This is a genomic window from Pseudorhodoplanes sinuspersici, assembly GCF_002119765.1.
Taxonomy (GTDB): Bacteria; Pseudomonadota; Alphaproteobacteria; order Rhizobiales; family Xanthobacteraceae; genus Pseudorhodoplanes; species Pseudorhodoplanes sinuspersici.
Window position 1 is genome coordinate 2640661 of the sequence record NZ_CP021112.1, and the last position, 20222, is coordinate 2660882.

Genomic DNA, 20222 nt, shown 5'->3' on the forward strand with positions numbered 1-20222 from the left:
GGGATGCCCCGGCCACGCGGGCCGGAGGACGCGCATCGGCTCGCTATCGAGCCGATCGACACCTCGTTCAGCTTCAAGAACAAGGCGTATGCGGCCCTGAAGAACGTCATCGTCTCGATGGATATCTATCGTAGCCGCGCCGATATCCGCCTTGATGAGCGGCAGCTGGCGCAGGATTTCGGCATCAGCCGCACACCGGTGCGCGAGGCGATGGCCCAGCTCGAGCGGGAGGGGTTCGTCCGCTCGGTTCCGCGCCGCGGCGTCTATGTCGTGCGCAAGACCAAGAAAGAAGTGATCGAGCTGATTACAGCTTGGGCGGCGCTGGAAAGTATGGCTGCGCGCCTCATCACCGAGAAATCTGCCAGTGACAGTGAGATTGCGTCGCTGCGCCAGATGTTCGCGACCTTCGAAGATGGTCAGTTGCGCGCGCATCTGGACGAATATTCCGAGGTGAATATCGAGTTTCACCAGAGCATCATCCGCATGAGCGGCAACGGCGTGCTGATCGATCTCGCCGAAAACCTGTTCACGCATATGCGCATGATCCGCCGCAAGACCATCGTGGAAAAGGATCGCGCAGACAAATCGATCCGCGATCACATGAACATCATCGAGGCGCTTGAGGCACACGACACCGCACGCGCCGAAACTCTCGTGCGCGATCATGCGCTCGGCCTTGCCGACCATGTCGCGAAATACGCCGATTATCTGGATTGAGTTCTAGGGAGACGTTTCGTCATGGCCGACGCTGCGGTCGCAAAAAAAACTGAAACCACCACAGCCGAAGCACACCAGGATCTGACAGATGGATTTCATCTTGTCATCGACGCGCTGAAGCTTAATGGCGTCAAGACAATCTACGGTGTGCCCGGTATTCCGATCACCGACTTCGGTCGCATGGCGCAGGCGGAAGGCATCCGCGTGATCTCATTCCGGCATGAGCAACATGCCGGCAATGCTGCGGCGATCGCGGGCTTTCTGACGAAGAAGCCAGGCATCTGCCTCACGGTTTCGGCGCCAGGCTTCCTCAACGGCTTGACGGCGCTGGCGAATGCCACGACCAACTGCTTCCCGATGATCCTGATCTCAGGCTCCTCCGAGCGCGAGATCGTCGATCTGCAGCAGGGCGATTATGAAGAGATGGACCAGCTCGCCATCGCCAAGCCGCTCTGCAAAGCCGCTTTCCGCATTCTGCATGCGCAGGACATCGGCATCGGCGTCGCACGGGCGATCCGCGCGGCGGTCTCCGGGCGCCCCGGTGGTGTTTATCTCGATCTGCCAGCCAAGCTGTTTTCGCAGGTGATGACTGCGGACGCTGGCGCGCAGTCGCTGGTCAAGGTCATCGATCCGGCGCCGGCCCAAATTCCTTCTCCGGACGCGGTCAAACGGGCGCTCGATGTGTTGAAGAGCGCCAAGCGTCCGCTGATCATCCTCGGCAAGGGCGCAGCTTACGCGCAGGCCGACGATGCGATCCGCGCGCTGGTCGAAAAGAGCGGCATTCCGTTCCTGCCGATGAGCATGGCCAAGGGTCTTCTGCCCGACACGCACCCGCAATGCGCGGGCGCGGCGCGCTCGACGGTGCTGAAAGACTCCGACGTCGTGATGCTGATCGGTGCGCGTCTCAACTGGCTGCTCTCGCATGGCAAGGGCAAAGCCTGGGGCGACGCGCCGAAGAAGTTCATCCAGATCGACATCGAGCCGAAGGAAATGGACTCCAATGTCGAGATCGCGGCTCCCGTCGTCGGCGATATCGGCTCCTGCGTTGCGGGGCTTCTGGAAGGCATCGACGGCAAGTGGACGATGCCGCCGGCCGAATGGACGAACGCCGTCAAGGCGAAGAAAGACGATAATATCGCCAAGATGGCGCCGAAGCTGATGAAGAATTCAGCGCCGATGGATTTCTATGGCGCGCTCGGTGCACTTCGCACCGTCATTAAGGAACGGCCGGACGCGATCCTCGTCAATGAAGGCGCCAATACGCTCGATCTCGCCCGCGGCGTCATCGATATGTACAAGCCGCGCAAGCGTCTCGATGTCGGCACCTGGGGCGTCATGGGCATCGGCATGGGCTTTGCCGTTGCGGCGGCGATCGAGACCGGCAAGCCGGTGCTGGCCGTCGAAGGCGACAGCGCCTTCGGCTTCTCCGGCATGGAGATCGAGACGATCTGCCGCTACAAGCTGCCGGTCTGCATCGTCGTCTTCAATAATAACGGCATCTATCGCGGAACAGACGTCAATACCGCGGGCTCAGATCCGGCAACGACGGTCTTCGTCAAGGACTCGCGCTACGACATGATGATGGAAGCGTTCGGCGGCGTCGGCGTGCATGCGACAACGCCCGACGAACTGAAGCGCGCGGTCGACAAGGCGATGGATTCCGGTGTGCCGACCCTGATCAATGCGGCGATCGATCCGACCGCCGGCAGCGAGAGCGGGCGCATCGGCAATCTCAATCCGCAAAGCGTGGTGAAGAAGAAATAATCGGCGCAGCGTTTCGCGCTGTGCTCGTCAGGACATTGTGACTTAAGGAGATGAATACCGATGGCCAAGAAGAAGGTCGCAAAGAAATCCAAGACGCGTAAGCCGGTTAAGTCCCGCGCCAGCAAGGCGAGGACGAAACCGGCATCGAAGAAGCCTGCGGCCAAGCGTTCGTCGGCGAAGGTCGTCAAGTTGAAGACGGCCAGCAAAAGCGGCAAGGCTTCGAAGTCGGCGCTGCCGCGGCCATCGAAGAAGCCGTTTGGCCAGGACGGCAAGGCGCTCGACGGTGTTCGCATTCTCGACTTCACGCATGTGCAATCGGGACCGACCTGCACGCAGCTCCTCGCCTGGTTCGGCGCCGATGTCATCAAGGTTGAGCGCCCGGGTGTCGGCGACATCACCCGCGGTCAGCTCGTCGATGTGAAGGGCGCGGACTCGCTCTACTTCACGATGCTCAATCACAACAAGCGTTCGATCACAATCGATTCCAAGCATCCGCAGGGCAAGCGCGTACTGGATGAATTGATCAAGTCCTGCGACGTTCTGGTCGAGAATTTCGCGCCGGGCGCGCTCGATCGCATGGGGCTGACTTGGGAGCACATCCATAAGCTCAATCCGCGCATGATCGTCGCCTCGGTGAAGGGCTTTGGCCCCGGACCATACGAGGACTGCAAGGTTTATGAAAACGTCGCGCAATGCACCGGTGGTGCGGCGTCGACAACCGGCTTTCGCGACGGTCCGCCGCTCGTCACCGGTGCGCAGATCGGCGATAGCGGCACTGGTCTTCATCTCGCGCTCGGCATCGTCGCTGCGCTCTATCAGCGCAACCGCACCGGCCGCGGCCAGAAGGTGCTCGCCGCCATGCAGGACGGTGTGCTCAACCTCGCCCGCGTGAAATTGCGCGATCAGCAGCGCCTTCAGCACGGTCCGCTGACCGAATACAGCCAGTACGGTGAGGGCGTCCCGTTTGGCGATGCCACGCCACGCGCCGGCAACGATTCCGGTGGCGGTCAGCCCGGCTGGATCCTGAAATGCAAAGGCTGGGAGGAAGATCCCAATGCCTACATCTATTTCATCACCCAGGCGCCGGTCTGGGGCGCGATCTGCGATCTGATCGGCGAGCCGACCTGGAAGACCGATCCGGAATACGCAACGCCGAAGGCGCGTCTGCCGAAGCTGAAGGCCATCTTCGCGCGCATCGAGGAATGGACCATGACCAAGACCAAATTCGAGGTCATGAATCTCTGCAATGAAGTCGATATTCCGGTTGGCCCGATCCTGTCGATGAAGGAAATCGCCGAGGATGAATCGCTGCGCAAGACCGGCACAGTGGTTGAGGTCGATCATCCGGTTCGCGGCAAGTACCTGACCGTAGGCAATCCGATCAAGCTGTCGGACTCGATTTCCGAGGTGAAGCGTTCACCGCTGCTGGGTGAACACACCGACGAAATTCTGACCAAGGTGCTCGGCCTGGACAAGAAGACCGTTGCCGAGATCAAAGCCTCGGGTGCTTTGTCGGCGCCGGAGAAAGCCGACAAGGCCGCGTAATCAATCATCAGTCGCCCCCGCGCAGGCGGGGGCCCATAACCGCGAATGGCGGCTATGGATCCCGGCTCGCGCTTGCTTCGCTCGCTTGGCCGGGACGACTAAAGGGAGGACTTCGACTATGCGTATTGTGGTTCACGGCCAGCAGGCGTTCGGTAAGGCCGTTCTTGAAGCGCTGTTGAAGCGCGGCGATGAAGTGATTGCGGTCTATGTCGCGCCGGAAAAGCCGGGCGCAAAGGCCGACCCGCTGAAGGAAGCGGCTTTGGCTGCGAAACTTCCGGTGTATCAGCCGGATTCCTACAAGAAGCCGGAGGTGTGGGAAGAGTTCAAGGCGCTCAAGCCCGATCTTCAGGTGATGGCGTTCGTCACGCTGTTCGTGCCGGAAGAATTCCTCAATATCCCGACGCATGGTTCGATCCAATATCATCCATCACTGTTGCCGCTCTATCGCGGCGCAAGCGCGATCAACTGGCCGATCATCAAGGGCGAGAACGAGACCGGTCTCTCGATCTTCTGGCCGGACAACGGTCTCGATACTGGCGACATTCTCATCCAGAAGACGACGCCGATCAGTGACAAGGACACGCTCGGAACCGTTTATTTCGATCGCCTGTTCCCGATGGGTGTCGATGCGATGCTGGAATCGGTCGATCTGGTGAAGGCTGGCAAGGCCCCACGCATCAAGCAGGACGAATCGAAGGCCACTTACGAAGGTTTGTGCCGCGCCGAGAATACGCATATCGATTTTGGCAAGCCGTGGGAGCAAATCGATCGGCTGATCCGCGGCGCAAATCCTGCGCCGGGCGCATGGGCAACGATCAACGGCGTGAAGCTAAAAATTTTCGACGCGACGCCGTTGCCCGCAAAAGATCCCAAGGGCATTGCCGGAAAGATTGGCGAAGTCGCTGTCGTCGACAGCGACAGTTTCACAGTTGTCTGCGCCGACGGCCGGATCAAGATCACGCGTGTGCAAGCAGATGGGCCGAAAGTGGGCGCAGGAGAATGGGCCGCTTCGGCGAAGATCGAAAAAGGTGCACGTTTTTCGTGATTTCTTTTGTCATCTCTTCGTGTCATTCCGAGCGTGATTTCGTCACGCTTGGAATGAAGAAATCAAACACACCATCCTAGTGGATAGTCATCATGCCTGCCTCGCAACACCAGAATCCAAAATCCGACATTGAAATTTCGCAGGCCGCCGTAAAGCGGCCGATCCTTGACGTCGCCAAGGAAAGACTCGGAATCGCAGCCGAGAACCTCGATCCGTATGGCCACTACAAGGCCAAGGTGTCGATGGATTACGTCAAGTCGCTGAAGGACAAGAAGAACGGCAAGCTCATTCTTGTCACCGCGATCTCGCCAACGCCGGCGGGCGAAGGCAAGACCACGACGACCGTCGGCCTCACCGACGCGCTGAACCATATCGGCAAGAAGGCGATGCTGTGCTTGCGCGAGCCCTCGCTCGGACCTTCGTTCGGTATGAAGGGTGGCGCCGCCGGCGGCGGTTATGCGCAGGTGATCCCCATGGAGGATATCAACCTCCACTTCACCGGCGATTTCCACGCCATCACCTCGGCGCACAATCTGCTCTCGGCGCTGATCGACAACCACATCTACTGGGGCAATGCGCTCGGCATCGATTCGCGCCGCGTCGCTTGGCGCCGTGTGATCGATATGAACGACCGTGCGTTGCGCGAGATCGTCTGCTCGCTCGGCGGCGTCGCCAACGGTTATCCGCGGGAGGCCGGCTTCGACATCACGGTCGCGTCCGAAGTCATGGCGATCTTCTGCCTGGCCAAGGATCTCGACGATCTCAAGGAGCGTCTCGGCAACATCATCGTCGCCTATACGCGTGACCGTAAGCCGATCCGCGCCAAGGACCTCAACGCCAACGGCGCGATGACCGCGCTGCTGAAAGAGGCGATCGCGCCGAACCTCGTGCAGACATTGGAAGGAACGCCGGCGTTCATCCATGGTGGTCCGTTCGCCAACATTGCACATGGCTGCAACTCGGTGGTGGCGACGACCACCGCGCTGAAACTCGCGGATTACGTCGTGACCGAAGCCGGTTTCGGCGCCGATCTCGGCGCGGAAAAGTTCATCGACATCAAGTGCCGCAAGGCGGGGATCGCACCGGATTGCGTCGTTGTCGTCGCCACCATTCGCGCGCTCAAGATGCATGGCGGCGTCAAGAAGGAAGATCTGAAGAAGGAAGACCTGAAGGCGCTCGAAGCCGGCATGTCCAACCTGAAGCGTCACATCGAGAACATCCAGAAGTTCGGTTTGCCGGCGGTCGTGTCGATCAACCGTTTCTCGGCCGACACCGATGCCGAAATCGCGCTGGTCAAGGACAAGTGCAAGTCGCTCGGCGTCGAGGCTCTGATGGCCGATCACTGGGCGATGGGTGGCGAAGGCGCCGCTGATGTCGCCAAGGCGGTGGTCAAGGTCATCGACGAGAAGAAGGGCGCGCTGCAGCCGCTCTATCCCGACGACATGCCGCTGTTCGAAAAGGTGCGCACGATCGCCAAGGAGATCTATCGCGCCGACGATGCCACGGCCGACAAGTCGGTCAAGGATCAGCTTAAGGCCTGGGAAGACATGGGCTTTGGCAAGTTGCCGGTCTGTATCGCCAAGACGCAGTATTCGTTCTCGACCAATCCGGACGCCAAGGGTGCGCCGACCGGCTTCAACATTCCAGTGCGCGAAGTGCGGCTCTCGGCCGGCGCGGAATTCATCGTCGCGATCTGCGGTGAGATCATGACCATGCCGGGCCTGCCGAAAGTGCCGTCAGCCGACTCCATCGACGTTAACGCAGAAGGCAAGATCGTCGGGTTGTTCTAAGCCGCGAAAGTTGCACGGACAGCTTGAAAGGGGCCGGAACGTTCCGGCCCCTTTCATTTTATGGCCTGTCCGGCGTCGTCCCCAGCGAAAGCGTCGAGACAGGGTTGCGCGATTCCCGCTTGCACAGGATTGAGCAGAACGGGAAGAAGGTCCCCCCAAGCAGGAGACGTTCCATGCTCAAATTCTATTACAGCGCTGCGCCAAATCCGACCAAGGTTGCGCTTTTTCTCGAAGAGGCCGGCATTCCCTATGAGGCTGTTCCGGTTGATACCCGCAAGGGCGAGCAGCACAATCCTGAATTCCTCAAGATCAATCCCAACGCAAAAGTGCCGGTGATTGTCGACGGTGACGTCACGGTGTTCGACAGCAATGCCATCCTGCTGTATCTCGCCGAGAAGACCGGCAAGTTCCTTCCGGCCAAGTCCGACAAATTGCGCGGTGAATTGCTGTCGTGGCTGATGTTTGTCGCATCAGGTGTTGGCCCGTATTCAGGACAGTCGGTGCATTTTCGCAATTATGCGCCGGACAAAGACAAGCTCGAATATGCGGTCAACCGCTACGCCTACGAAGCGCAGCGTCACTACGGCATTCTCGACGCGCGCCTCGCCAATCAGAAGTATATGGTCGGCGACACTTACACGATTGTCGATATGGATGTGTGGGGCTGGGCGCGGCTGATTCCGGTCGCGCTCGGCGAAAGCGCTTGGGTCAAGTTTCCGAACCTGAAACGCCTCATCGATGAGATCAGCGCGCGTCCTGCTGCAAGGATTGCGGCGGCTCTGAAAGACCGTCACGCATTCAAGACCGAGATGGACGACGAAGCGCGCAAGGTGATGTTCAGGCATTTAAATGAGAAGGTCGCCTGAGTTTTTGCAGCACTTTCATTATCCCCGTTCGTCCCCGCTTTTGTGGGGACGAACGGCCGTAATTGCCTTTGTCAGGCCGAGGCCAGTGCCGTTTCATTCATTGTCTTCGCCACCTGCTTTGCCTGCGCAACCAGCGCAGCCGTCAATGGCGTCATTGGTTCGCGCGCCGGCACGACAAGGCCAATCGTGTGCACGGCTTCCGGATCGACGATGGGAATCGCGCGGATCGTGTCCGTGAGGCCGAGCGTTTCCGCGAGTTTTGACGGCATCACCGTCGCCCAGCGGCCGGTGCGCACATGCGCGAACAGCACCACGACCGAATTCGACTCCAGTGTCGGCTGCGGATCGCCGCCGGCCGCGCGCAACAATTCATCGATGATGCGCCTGTTCTGCATGTCCGGAGTCAGCAGACATAGCGGCACTTTTGCCACTTCCGTCCAGGTCACGCGCTCGCGATTGCCGAGCGGCGCATCGGCCGATGTCAGAAGCTGATATCGTTCCTGATAGAGCGGCACTGTGTTGACGCGCCCAAGCGGCTCGTTGTCAAGATAAGTGATGCCCGCATCGATCTCGAGATTTTCAAGCTGCGTCAGCACCTGGATCGAGTTCTGCGACAGGATCGTGAAACGTACATCGCGATGGCGTGCGCGATAGGGGGTGGTGATAGCGGCGACCATGGCGAGCGCAGTAGGGATTGCTGCGATCTTCAATCGGCCGGTGAGACCACGCTTGAGCGCGGAGATTTCCTGGCGCATCGCGCGGCTGTCGCTGACAATCCGGCGCGCCCAATCCAGCGTGCGTTCGCCCTCCGGCGTGAAACCGATAAAGCGCGATCCGCGTTGGACCAGCAGGACGCCGAGCTGCTCTTCGAGCTGCTTGATGCCTGCCGAAAGAGTGGGCTGCGTCACGCCGCAGGTCTCGGCGGCCCGGCCGAAATGCCGCTCCCGTGACAAGGCCATCAGATATTCGAGTTTGTCCAACATGGCAGTTTGGAATCTATCGCATTTTCAATGGCTTGAAAAGTTCGATAGATAATTTCTATCAACGTATCGGGACTTGGGGATTGTTCTAAACTGCAGATGCCGCGATGCTTCACCATGACCACGACAGAAACCTTAACCCCTTCAAAACCCAAAGGATTCGACGGCAAAGGCTTCGACGGATCCGGTGGCCGGGGCCGCCGTGCCCGCAAGACGCCAAAAGGCCGTCAGGTTGAGACCGATGCGCTGGAAGAAATCCAGGCGCTGCTGACCGATCGCCCGCGCCGGCGTGATCTTCTGATTGAGCATCTGCATCTCATTCAGGATAAATACGGCCATCTGTCCGCAGCACATCTCACCGCACTTGCGAGCGAGATGAAGATGGCGCTCGCCGAAGTGTACGAGGTCGCGACCTTCTACGCACATTTCGACGTCGTGAAGGAAGGCGAAACACCGCCGCCGGCGATCACCGTGCGCGTTTGCGATTCATTGTCCTGCTGCATGGTCGGCGCCGAGACATTACTTGCGGAGTTGCCGGCGAAGCTCGGACCGGATGTGCGCGTCATTCGTGCACCGTGCATGGGCGCTTGCGATGTTGCGCCTGTCGTTGCCGTCGGCCACGTGCAGACATTCAAAGCCGATGTCGACAATGTTACGAAGGCTGTGAAAGCGCATGAACATGCGCATGCGGCAAGTCCGATCACAAGTTTCGATGTTTATCGGAAGGACGGCGGCTATTCGCTGCTGAAATCCTGTCTTGATGGTTCGCGCACGCGCGAAGACATGATCAAGGCCGTCGATGATTCCGGTCTGCGTGGCCTCGGCGGCGCTGGCTTCCCCACCGGCCGCAAATGGACATTGGTGCGTGCGGAAAAGGGGCCACGCCTGATGGCCGTGAACGGCGACGAGGGCGAGCCCGGCACGTTCAAGGATCGCTATTATCTTGGCCTCGATCCGCATCGCTTCATTGAAGGCTTGCTACTGGCTGCCTGGGTGGTTGAGGCAAGCCAGGTCTATTTCTATCTGCGCGACGAATATCCCGAATTGCGACTGATGCTGCTGGAAGAAATCGCCAAAGTGGAAGAGGCGGGGCTGTCGCCGCACACCACGATCAATCTGCGCCGTGGCGCTGGCGCTTATATCTGCGGCGAAGAATCGGCGATGATCGAATCGATCGAAGGCAAGCGCGGCTTGCCGCGGCATCGTCCGCCTTATGTGGCGCAGGTCGGCGTGTTTGGTCGTCCGACGCTGGTGCAGAATGTCGAGACGCTTTACTGGATCCGCGACATCGTCGAGAAGGGCGCATCGTGGTTCACCTCGCATGGCCGCAGAGAGCGCAAGGGCTTGCGGTCGTTCTCCGTTTCGGGCCGCGTGAAAAATCCGGGTGTGAAGCTCGCGCCTGCGGGTGTCACTATCCGCGAATTGATCGAGGAATATTCCGGCGGCATGCAGGATGGTCACACGCTGAAGGGCTTTCTGCCCGGCGGCGCATCCGGCGGCGTTTTGCCGGAAAGCATGGCCGACATCCCGCTCGATTTCGGCACGCTTGAGCCGCATGGCTCCTTCGTCGGTTCGCATGCTGTCGTGATCCTGTCGGATCAGGATGACATGAAAGCGGTTGCGCTCAACCTCATGAAATTTTTTGAGGACGAAAGCTGCGGCCAATGCACGCCTTGCCGCGTTGGGACCGAGAAGGCTGTGAAACTGATGCAGCAGGGGCCCTGGAACGAAGGGCTGCTCAATGAACTGTCAACGGCGATGCGGGATGCTTCGATCTGCGGCCTCGGTCAGGCCGCGCCCAATCCGCTGCAGAGCGTGATGAAGCATTTCCCGGACGATCTGAAAAAGCCGCTCAAGGGCTGGTGACGATATGACTGAGATGAAGAAGCATATCCACGGCGAGAAATGCGTGACCTTCACGCTCGACGGTCGTGAAGTCCACGCGCATGACGGCGAGACGATCTGGCAAGTTGCGCAGCGCGAAGGCGTCGAGATCCCGCATCTATGCTACTCGCCCGAGCCCGGCTATCGCGCTGATGGTAATTGCCGCGCCTGCATGGTCGAAATCGAAGGCGAGCGTGTGCTGGCGGCAAGCTGCATCCGCAAGCCGGCCGAGGGCATGAAGGTCAACGCCTCCAATCATCGTGCCGAAACAGCACGCAAGATGGTGTTCGATCTTTTGGTCTCCGACCAGCCAGCGCGCGAGACCTCGCACGATCCCATTTCCAAATTCTGGAGCTGGGCCGACAAGATGGGGATCGAGACCGGCCGCTTCCCCGAACGGGAGAAGCCCGGCGCCGATCGCAGCCATCCGGCGATGGCGGTCAATCTCGATGCCTGTATCCAGTGCAATCTCTGCGTCCGCGCCTGCCGCGAAGTGCAGGTCAATGACGTCATCGGCATGGCCGGACGTGGCCATAACGAAAAGATCGTCTTCGATTTCGACGATCCGATGGGCAACAGCACTTGCGTCGCCTGCGGTGAATGCGTGCAGGCGTGTCCGACCGGCGCGCTGATGCCATCGTCTCTCGTCAATGCGGAGAATGTCCGCACCGAATATCCCGACAAGAAGGTGGATTCGGTCTGCCCCTATTGTGGCGTCGGCTGCCAGCTCACCTACAACATCAAGGACGACAAGCTCCTTTATGTCGACGGCAAGAACGGCCCCGCGAACGAAAACCGCCTCTGCGTGAAGGGCCGCTTCGGCTTCGACTATGTGCATAACCCTCAGCGCATCACCAAACCGATGATCCGCAAGGAAGGCGTGCCGAAGATCCCGCATGAATTCATCGATCCGATGAATCCGTGGACGCATTTCCGCGAAGCGACCTGGGACGAGGCGTTGGACAAGGCGGCGCAGGGCTTCCTGAAAATCCGCGAGCAAAACGGCCCGAAAGGCCTTGCCGGCTTCGGCTCGGCGAAATGTTCGAACGAGGAAGCGTATCTCTTCCAGAAGCTGGTTCGCACCGGCTTCGGTACCAACAACGTCGACCATTGCACGCGTCTGTGCCACGCCTCTTCAGTGGCTGCTTTGCTTGAAGGTGTCGGTTCCGCGGCGGTGTCGGCCACCTTCAACGAGGTGAAGAATTCCGACGTCATCATCGTTATCGGCTCGAACCCGACGGAAAATCATCCCGTCGCGGCGACTTTCTTCAAGCAGGCGGCCAAGCGCGGCGCCAAGCTGATTATCATGGATCCGCGCGGCACGGCCATGAAGCGCCATGCCTGGAAGCTGATGCAGTTCAAGAATGGCACCGACGTCGCGATGCTGAATGCGATGCTCAACGTCATTGTCGAGGAGAATCTCTACGACAAGCAATATGTGCAGACTTATACGGAAGGCTTCCCGGCCTTTGCCGAGCATGTGAAGCAATTCACGCCGGAAGAGATGGAGCCGATCTGCGGCATCGATGCGGACACGTTGCGTGAGGTCGCGCGCACCTTCGCACGCGCTGAGAATGCGATCATCTTCTGGGGCATGGGCGTGTCGCAGCACACCCACGGCACCGATAATGCGCGTTGCCTCATCGCGCTGTCGCTGATCACCGGTCAGATCGGCCGTCCCGGCACCGGCCTGCATCCGCTGCGCGGTCAGAACAACGTGCAGGGCGCGTCCGACGCCGGCCTGATCCCGATGTTTTTCCCAGACTATAAATCGGTGGAAGATCCGGCAACGCGCGGCGCTTATGAAGCCAAGTGGGGCATCCAGCTTGATCCGAAGCGCGGTTTGACGGTGGTCGAGATCATGGACGCGATTCATGCCGACACCATCAAGGGCATGTACATCATGGGTGAGAATCCCGCGATGTCGGACCCCGACCTAAACCACGCGCGCGAGGCGCTGGCGCATCTTGAGCATCTCGTGGTGCAGGACATTTTCCTCACCGAGACGGCGGTCTATGCCGACGTGGTGCTGCCGTCGTCTGCATGGCCGGAAAAAGACGGCACCGTCACCAATACCAATCGTCAGGTGCAGATGGGCCGCAAGGCGCTGCCGTTGCCGGGCGACGCGAAGGAAGACTGGTGGATCACCATCGAGCTTGCCAAGCGCATGGGCCTCAACTGGACCTACGCGCACCCGCGCGATGTCTATCCGGAAATGGCGTCGATGATGCCGGCTTTGGACAACATCTCGTGGGAGCGTGTCGAGCGCGAGAATGCGGTGACCTATCCGTCCGACGCGCCGGACAAGCCGGGCCGCGATGTTGTGTTCGACAAGGGCTTCCCGCGTCCGGGCGGATTCGGCAAGCTCGTTGCGGCAAAGCTCACGCCACCGGACGAGACGCCGGATCACGACTTCCCGTTCATTCTCACCACCGGCCGGCAGCTCGAACATTGGCACACCGGTTCGATGACCCGCCGCGCTACCGTGCTCGATGCGATCGAGCCGACGGCGATCGCGGCGGTGTCGCGCGGCACCATCGCCAAGCTCGGCATTCGCCCCGGCGACATGATTCGCGTTTCAACCCGGCGCGGAACGGTCGATCTGCAATCGCGGCAGGACGATGCGGTGCCGGACGGTGTGGTGTTCATACCGTTCGCTTACGTGGAAGCGGCGGCGAACCTCCTCACCAATCCCGCGCTCGATCCGTTCGGGAAAATCCCCGAATTCAAATATTGCGCGGCGAAGGTAGAGGCGATCCCGATGCGTGAGGCGGCGGAGTAACTCCGCCGCATTCGCTCAGCGCGCCATCCGGCGCGATGAAGACTCGGGGTTAAGCGTCTGCTGCACCACCTGACGCAGAATGTCGGTGATGCCGTCGGCCAGCAATGTGTGCGGCCGGCGCGCCGCGGTCACGAGCGCGACTGTGCCTTTCAGCGTCGGCCGTGCGATCGTCTGCACGACAATGCCGGTGCCCGACATGCCTGCCCGTACGACGTTGTAAGGCACGACCGCGTGGCCATAGCCTTCGCGCACAAGCTGCAGCATGTTGGAAACGGCGTCGATCTCAAGCGCGATCTTCAGCTTCATGTTGCAGCGAGCAGCTTCGGCTTCCACCATCGAACGAATCGGATGCGGCGCGGCCGGCGAAATCAGTTCGTATCGATCCAGCGACCGGAACGGTACCGTTCTCGGCTTCACGCCATGTGCCGCACTGAGGAGGCAAGTCGACTCGGTCAGGATCGGCTCGATTTTCAGCAGCGGCGAGGGCGCCGGGTTGTGAATCACCGCAACGTCGATTCGGCCGGCCAATAAGCGTTCCTGCAGCGAGACGCTCAATGCTTCCATGATCGTCAGTTCGGCATTGCGATAGCGTTCGCGCACCGCGCGAACTACTGGCACGGTCATCACCTGACCGATCGATGGCGGCAGGCCGATGACGACCTTGCCGGTCAGATCGGCATCGCTGCCGGTGACGGCGTGGCGAGCGCCATCGAGCTGGTGCAGAATGCCCTTTGCATAGACGAGAAAGCGTTGCCCGGCATCGGTCAATTGCGCGCCGCGTCCGTTGCGATGAAAGAGCTGCAACTTGAGTCCGCTCTCCAGCGCTCGTACCTGCCGGCTGATGGCGGGCTGCGTCGTGCGCATCACCGCCGATGCGCGGCTGAAGCTGCCAAGCTCGGCGACATTCACGAAATACTCGATCTGCCTGAAATTCATCGCTTGCTTCCAACGCCGGATATTACTGATCGGCATATTTGTTAGGTGGAATTGTTGAATTGTATCTACTGCGTTCAGTTCGTAAAGTTTCGAAACTGGTACGAAGCTTGCCGGCACCGATCAGTGAACGGAGACCGTCAATGGCTGCCAAGCTTTCGAAACTGGTGCTGACAATTATTGCGTTTGCCTTCGCATTGGGCGGGACGCAGGCGCAGACATCGCATTATCCCGAACGGCCGATCACAATGGTCGTGACATTCGCGGTCGGCGGGTCATCGGACGTGCTTGCGCGTTCTGTCGCCAATGCGATGTCGCAGGGGCTTGGCAAGCCTATCGTCGTGGAGAATCGTCCCGGTGCCGGAGGCAATATCGGCGCCGAGGCGGTATCGAAGGCTGCGCCCAATGGCTATACGATTTTGTTTGGTACTAACGGCACCCTCGGCATCGGTCCCGCCCTTTACAAGAACTTGCGTTACAACCCGCAGAAGGATCTCGTGCCAGTGGGGCTGTTGCATCAACTTCCGCTGGTGCTGATCGTCAATCCGCAGGTGCCTGCAAAAAACCTTGGCGAGTTGATTGCCTATGCGAGGAGCAATCCGGGCAAGCTGACATTTGCTTCGGCCGGGATTGGCTCGGCGTCGCATTTGACGACGGAATTGTTCAAGATCGCCGCCGGCATCGACATCCTGCATGTGCCCTACAAAGGTGGCGGCGCGGCGACGGCCGATCTGGTTTCCGGGCAAGTGTCGATGATGCTCGAGACCATTCCGAATGCCTTGCCGCTCGTGCGTGGCGGGCAGATGCGTGCACTTGGCGTGACGACGAAAGAGCGCTCGATTAACGCCCCGGATCTTCCGACCTTCGCCGAATCCGGCTTGCCGAAATTCGATGTCAGTGCATGGACTGGATTGTTTGTGCCCGCCGGAACGCCGAAAGCGATCATCGACCGGCTGAATGCAGAAACGGTGCGGATCGCGAGCGATCCAGCGTATGTGGCTCAAGTGAAAAGCATGGGCGCGGATGTCGCAAGTTCGTCGCCGGAGGCCTTCGACACCTTCGTGCGCAAGGATGTCGCGAACTGGACCGAAGCGATCCAGCACTCGGGCGCGCGCGCGGAATAACCTGACCATCGATCACCAAGAAAGAGGCTAAGGGAGAGTGCCGCATGTCCTATGAATCGATCACCGTGACGCCAGTGTCGCCGCATATCGGCGCCGAGATTGGCAATATCGACCTGACGAAGCCACTGCCGAACAAGCAGGTCGAGGAATTGCACAAGGCATTCGTCCAGTATCAGGTGATCTTCTTTCGGGATCAGAAGATTTCGTTCGATGACCAGATCAGGCTTGGCCGCTATTTTGGTCCGCTCGGTTCGCATGTCGGCAAGTCGACGATCAGCAAGACGACCGAGAACCCCTACGTCCGTAAATTCCACTATGACGAAACATCGAAGCAGATCTCCGGTGAGAATTTTCACAGCGATCAGTCCTGTGCGGAAATCCCGCCGCTCGGCAGCATTCTCTATAATCACACAGTGCCGCCGGATGGCGGCGGCGACACGATGTTTGCGTCGATGTATGCGGCTTACGATGCGCTGTCACCGCGCATGAAGACCTTTCTCGAAGGGCTGACCGCGACGCATGATGGCACCCGCGTGTTCGGGCCGGGCACGCCTGTGTCCGTGCATCCGGTCATCATCAGGCATCCGGAGAGCGGCAAGAAAGTGATCTTCGTCAATACCGACTTCACCGCCAATATCAATGAATTGCCGCGGCTCGAAGGCGAGCGCGTACTGCAATTCCTGATCGATCATTGCAACAAGCCGGAATGGACCTGCCGCTTCCGCTGGCGTCCGCACTCGATTGCCTTCTGGGACAATCGCTGCACGCATCACAAGGCGATCTGGGATTACTGGCCGAATGTGCGGTCAGGTTTCCGTATCCAGATCGAGGGAACAGCGGCGCCGATTGCTGCATAATTGTGACGCCCGAAGCGATGGGCGATGCTCCCACTGCGTTCTTTGATCCGCAGCGATGACATTATGGTTTTGCGGTGGCGGACTGACGTTTGGATTGATTCCAGGTCGGTGACGCCACCACGAAAAAGCGTTGCCAGATTGCCGCTTGTATTTACGCGGGGCAGCCGATAGCTCTCTGTCTCATTCCTCACAAGGACAGAGAATGCAGCCTGCGTCGCCTGGCCATGCGCGCTTCTATCAAAGAAGCGGGCCCCATCCTCTGACTTTGGTGACCAAGGCGGCGGGAGGGGTGTCGGAATCGGCACAAGAACTGGTGCTCCATGGTGTAGCGCCTTTGCAGATGGCGGGACCCGCACAGGTCAGTTTCCTCGACAACAAGCGTTACGCTCCACTTCTGGGTGCAACGCAAGCCGGTGCGGTGATCGTCCACCCGGATATGCGAGCACATGTGCCGGCGAGCGCAATCGCGATCGTTGCCCAAAATCCCTATGCGGGATGGGCGCGCGTTGCGGCGTTGTTTCACCCTGCGCCGTCGACGTTGCCGGGTGTCCATCCGACGGCAATTGTGGATGACGCGGCCTCCGTCGATCCGACGGCGGAGCTTGGTCCCGGATGCGTGATCGAAGCCGACGCCGAAATCGGCCCTGGCTGCCGGATTGGGCCGTTTGCGGTGATTGGTGCTGGCGTTGTGCTCGGACGCGATTGCCGCGTCGGCGCGCATGCCAGCATCAGTCATGCGTTGCTGGGCGACCGCGTTTATATCTATCCGGGCGCGCGTATCGGGCAGGAAGGTTTCGGTTTCGCGGTCACCAAGACCGGCTTTTTGACGGTCCCGCAGCTTGGCCGGGTGCTCCTGCATGATGATGTTGAGGTCGGTGCCAATTCCACGATCGATCGCGGGTCGGCGGGCGATACCATCATCGGTGCCGGCTCACGCCTCGATAATCTTGTGCAGATCGGACACAACGTCGTCCTGGGTCGCTGCTGCATCATCGTCGCGCAGGTCGGCATTTCCGGTTCGACCAACCTTGGCGATTTCGTGCAGGTCGGCGGTCAGGCGGCGATGGCCGGACATCTGCGTATCGGCGATGGCGCGCAGATCGGTGCACAAGCCGGAGTTATTTCGGATGTCGAACCGAATGCGAGGATGCTTGGCAGTCCCGCCCAGCCGAGCCGTGATTTCTTCCGGCAGATCGCGTTGCTGAAGAAATTGATGCCGAAGCGTAGCGGGCCGTGACCGCTGCCGCGTCTTATCCAGCCGGCTTGTCCTTGAAATAGGGCTCAACCTTGCCCTTCAGCTTGATGGTCAGCGGCTTGCCGAAACGATCCTTGGCAGCACCGGCCGCCACGCGGATCCAGCCCTCGCTGATGCAATATTCCTCGACATTGGTTTTTTCCTTGCCCTCGAAGCGGATGCCGATGTCGCGCGACAGCAATTCCTCGTTGTAGTGAGGGCTGTCGGGATCGACGGAGAGGCGGTCGGGAAAGGTGTCGGTCATGATGGCTCGCAGATGGGTCGTATCAGCGCGCCCGTCCTAAGCCGCCGCGCCGGCTTATGCAATGCGCGTGTCAGTCGAGTGTGAAGGCCTCGTGCACAGCACTCTGGAAACCGCCCCCCATGACAGGGCCGCCGCCGGCGACGTGAATGAAATCGCCGATCGCGACCGCGCCAAGGCCGTGCCGCGGCGTCATCATCGGTGCATAGGATTCCCAGGTGTCCTTATCGATGTCGTAGGCCTCGTTCTGACCATAGACGCGATTGGTGCCTTCCCCGCCCATGACAAAAATCTTGCCGCGGTATAGCACCGCGCCATGTCCGGATCGCGCGGTCGGCAAGGGAGCGCGGGGCTCCCATTTGTCGGCTTTCGGATCGTAGGCGTGATGCAGGTTCGAATTGGTGTGGAACGAGTCCACCCGTCCGCCGATGACATGGATCTTGCCATTCACCGCCAGCGTGCCGGTGTGGTCGCGACCGGTCGGCATCGGCGCGCGAGCTGCCCATTGGTCGATGCGCGGGTCGTAGGCGAGGTGCCAGTCGACCGACTTCTTGGTGGCGAAGGTGTCGCCAACGGCGCCGCCGATGGCATAGATCATGCCGTTCACGGCCGCGCAGCCAATGGCAGCAAACGGCTTCGGCAACGGCGCGATCGGGCGCCAGGCCTCGCCTTCGAGCACGAAACACAGATTATCCGGTTTGCGGTTCTGCTCGACGAAGCCGCCAATCGCATACAGCTTTCCATTCGCGACGACGACACCGACATGATTGGCGCCGCGCGGCAGGAACGGGGCGTCCAGCCATTTATCTGAGGTCTGGTCGTAGACGTGATGATAGGGGCGGTCGACGCGCTGCTGGCCATAGCCGCCGACGACATGCATGCGGTCGTTGAGCGTCGTCGCCCAGGCCATTTCGCTACGGGGCAGGGGGAGCGGCGCCTTGCTGACCCAGCGGCCCTGCTGCGCGGCCTTCGGCGCCGGGGAATCGAACACCTGCTGCAGTTTCATGGTGTCGAGGGGCGCAGTTTTAACGTTCGGATCGGTCAGGTTCGAATAGACCGGGTCGTGGCCGGCATGCTGGGCGAGGGCTTGTTGGGCAAGGGCGGACGAGGCGGCGGCCACACCCAAACTGGCCACGAACGAACGTCTTGAAATCATCCTGTTTCCTCCCCCGCGGCCGTTCAGGTCAGCGGCAAGCCGTCGCTATCTTGGCTTGTCGGCGGCACTATGACATGAAGCCATGAGACATACAGCTCAGGAGGCTACAGGATACCATCCTCCAGAGCATGATGCTGGAAAGTGCGACGCGCCAAGGAAGCACGGAATGACCGTCGGGACCCTCGAAATCACTGCTTTTCCTCATGCAAAACTGGCGGATTCTCATACGAAACTGGCGGAAACCCGCCACGACTGGACCCGCGCCGAAATCCGCGACCTTTTCGCGCTGCCCTTCCCGGACCTGATGTTCCAGGCGCAGGCGGTACACCGCGCCAGTTTCGACCCGACCGAGGTCCAGGTCTCGACCCTGCTCTCGATCAAGACCGGTGGGTGCCCCGAGGACTGCGCCTATTGTCCGCAGAGCGCCAAATACGACACTGGCGTCAAGGCCGAGAAACTGATGAGCCTCGACAAGGTGCTGGCCGAGGCGCAGGCGGCCAAGGATGCGGGCGCCAGCCGTTTCTGCATGGGCGCGGCCTGGCGCGAGCCGAAAGACCGCGACCTCGACAAGGTCTGCGCGATGATCGAAGGCGTGCGGGCGATGGGGCTGGAAACCTGCGTCACGCTCGGCATGCTGACGGGACAACAGGCGCAGCGGCTGAAGCAATCCGGCCTCGACTATTACAACCACAATCTCGATACCTCGCCGGAATTCTACGGCGACATCATCAGCACCCGGACCTATCAGGACCGGCTCGATACACTGGAGAATGTACGTGATGCCGGCATCCATGTCTGCTGCGGCGGCATCGTCGGCATGGGCGAGGGCGAAGAAGATCGCGTTGGCATGATCCATGCGCTGGCGACGCTGCCGGTGCACCCGGAAAGCGTGCCGATCAATCTCCTCGTGCAAGTGGAAGGCACGCCGCTGGCCAGCGCAGCAAGTGAAAAAAGTGCGGCGCTCGATCCAATCGAATTCGTGCGCACGATTGCCGTCGCACGCATCACCATGCCGCGGTCGATGGTGCGTCTGTCCGCTGGCCGCGAGGATATGACCGACGAAATGCAGACGCTGTGTTTTCTCGCCGGCGCCAATTCAATCTTCTACGGGCCGAAGCTTTTGACCACGCCCAATCCCGCCGCCGATCGCGACAGGCAATTGATGGATCGTCTCGGCCTGCGCGCGATGCAGGTGTGAGATAACGACGATCAGAGCCGCCATCTTTACCCTCCCCCTTGTGGGGAGGGTCGATCGACTGAGCATAGCGAAGGAGATCGGGGTG

Annotated in this window: 16 protein-coding genes; 12 read left to right on the plus strand and 4 right to left on the minus strand. The window is 60.3% G+C overall.

What is annotated here, in order from left to right; all coding sequences use genetic code 11:
• Window positions 1-3 precede the first annotated feature (3 nt).
• The 6 genes from CAK95_RS12745 to CAK95_RS12770 all read left to right on the plus strand — a co-directional run bounded on the left by CAK95_RS12745 (window position 4) and on the right by CAK95_RS12770 (window position 7727).
• Window positions 4-717: a GntR family transcriptional regulator gene (locus CAK95_RS12745; RefSeq protein ID WP_198343840.1), complete on the plus strand. Its 714-nt coding sequence runs from the start codon at window positions 4-6 to the stop codon at window positions 715-717.
• A 21-nt stretch (window positions 718-738) separates the two neighbouring features.
• A complete protein-coding gene (gene oxc, locus CAK95_RS12750) occupies window positions 739-2481 on the plus strand; it encodes an oxalyl-CoA decarboxylase (RefSeq protein ID WP_086088255.1) in 1743 nt (580 codons plus the stop codon).
• A gap of 60 nt (window positions 2482-2541) precedes the next feature.
• Window positions 2542-4026 (plus strand): formyl-CoA transferase, encoded by a 1485-nt coding sequence (gene frc, locus CAK95_RS12755; RefSeq protein ID WP_245303741.1) that lies wholly within the window; start codon window positions 2542-2544, stop codon window positions 4024-4026.
• A gap of 118 nt (window positions 4027-4144) precedes the next feature.
• Window positions 4145-5071: a methionyl-tRNA formyltransferase gene (locus CAK95_RS12760; protein WP_086088256.1), complete on the plus strand. Its 927-nt coding sequence runs from the start codon at window positions 4145-4147 to the stop codon at window positions 5069-5071.
• A 92-nt stretch (window positions 5072-5163) separates the two neighbouring features.
• Window positions 5164-6861, plus strand: coding sequence for a formate--tetrahydrofolate ligase (locus CAK95_RS12765; protein WP_086088257.1), 1698 nt, complete (start codon window positions 5164-5166; stop codon window positions 6859-6861).
• Between the two features lie 173 nt (window positions 6862-7034).
• Window positions 7035-7727: a glutathione S-transferase family protein gene (locus tag CAK95_RS12770; protein WP_086088258.1), complete on the plus strand. Its 693-nt coding sequence runs from the start codon at window positions 7035-7037 to the stop codon at window positions 7725-7727.
• 71 nt (window positions 7728-7798) lie between these two features.
• Here CAK95_RS12770 and CAK95_RS12775 read toward each other — a convergent pair whose 3' ends face one another.
• On the minus strand, window positions 7799-8710 hold the full coding sequence (locus CAK95_RS12775; RefSeq protein WP_086088259.1) for a LysR family transcriptional regulator: 912 nt from the start codon (window positions 8708-8710) through the stop codon (window positions 7799-7801).
• A 114-nt stretch (window positions 8711-8824) separates the two neighbouring features.
• Between CAK95_RS12775 and CAK95_RS12780 the strand changes: the two genes are divergently transcribed.
• The gene (locus CAK95_RS12780) at window positions 8825-10573 is read left to right on the plus strand and encodes an NAD(P)H-dependent oxidoreductase subunit E (protein WP_183044255.1); all 1749 of its coding nucleotides are present in this window, start codon (window positions 8825-8827) and stop codon (window positions 10571-10573) included.
• A 13-nt stretch (window positions 10574-10586) separates the two neighbouring features.
• On the plus strand, window positions 10587-13373 hold the full coding sequence (gene fdhF, locus CAK95_RS12785; RefSeq protein ID WP_086088261.1) for a formate dehydrogenase subunit alpha: 2787 nt from the start codon (window positions 10587-10589) through the stop codon (window positions 13371-13373).
• A 15-nt stretch (window positions 13374-13388) separates the two neighbouring features.
• On the opposite strand, the gene CAK95_RS12790 is transcribed toward fdhF, so the two are convergent.
• Window positions 13389-14309 (minus strand): LysR family transcriptional regulator, encoded by a 921-nt coding sequence (locus tag CAK95_RS12790; RefSeq protein WP_183044256.1) that lies wholly within the window; start codon window positions 14307-14309, stop codon window positions 13389-13391.
• Window positions 14310-14449: 140 nt separating this feature from the next.
• Here CAK95_RS12790 and CAK95_RS12795 point away from each other — a divergent pair, with 140 nt between their 5' ends.
• The 3 genes from CAK95_RS12795 to lpxD all read left to right on the plus strand — a co-directional run bounded on the left by CAK95_RS12795 (window position 14450) and on the right by lpxD (window position 17524).
• Window positions 14450-15430, plus strand: a complete 981-nt coding sequence (locus CAK95_RS12795; protein ID WP_086088263.1) for a Bug family tripartite tricarboxylate transporter substrate binding protein — start codon at window positions 14450-14452, stop codon at window positions 15428-15430.
• A gap of 44 nt (window positions 15431-15474) precedes the next feature.
• A complete protein-coding gene (locus CAK95_RS12800; RefSeq protein WP_086088264.1) occupies window positions 15475-16287 on the plus strand; it encodes a TauD/TfdA dioxygenase family protein in 813 nt (270 codons plus the stop codon).
• 202 nt (window positions 16288-16489) lie between these two features.
• Window positions 16490-17524, plus strand: coding sequence for a UDP-3-O-(3-hydroxymyristoyl)glucosamine N-acyltransferase (lpxD, locus tag CAK95_RS12805; protein ID WP_086088265.1), 1035 nt, complete (start codon window positions 16490-16492; stop codon window positions 17522-17524).
• Window positions 17525-17537: 13 nt separating this feature from the next.
• On the opposite strand, the gene CAK95_RS12810 is transcribed toward lpxD, so the two are convergent.
• Together CAK95_RS12810 and CAK95_RS12815 are read right to left on the minus strand one after the other, a co-directional pair.
• Window positions 17538-17786 carry a DUF3297 family protein gene (locus CAK95_RS12810; protein WP_086088266.1) on the minus strand — a complete coding sequence of 83 codons (249 nt, stop codon included), beginning with the start codon at window positions 17784-17786 and terminating at the stop codon, window positions 17538-17540.
• A 70-nt stretch (window positions 17787-17856) separates the two neighbouring features.
• Entirely contained in the window at window positions 17857-18939 is a 1083-nt protein-coding gene (locus CAK95_RS12815; RefSeq protein ID WP_086088267.1) for a Kelch repeat-containing protein, read from the minus strand.
• Between the two features lie 166 nt (window positions 18940-19105).
• Here CAK95_RS12815 and bioB point away from each other — a divergent pair, with 166 nt between their 5' ends.
• Complete coding sequence (bioB, locus tag CAK95_RS12820) at window positions 19106-20137, plus strand: biotin synthase BioB (RefSeq protein WP_086088268.1); 1032 nt, start codon at window positions 19106-19108, stop codon at window positions 20135-20137.
• The last annotated feature ends 85 nt before the right edge of the window (window positions 20138-20222 follow it).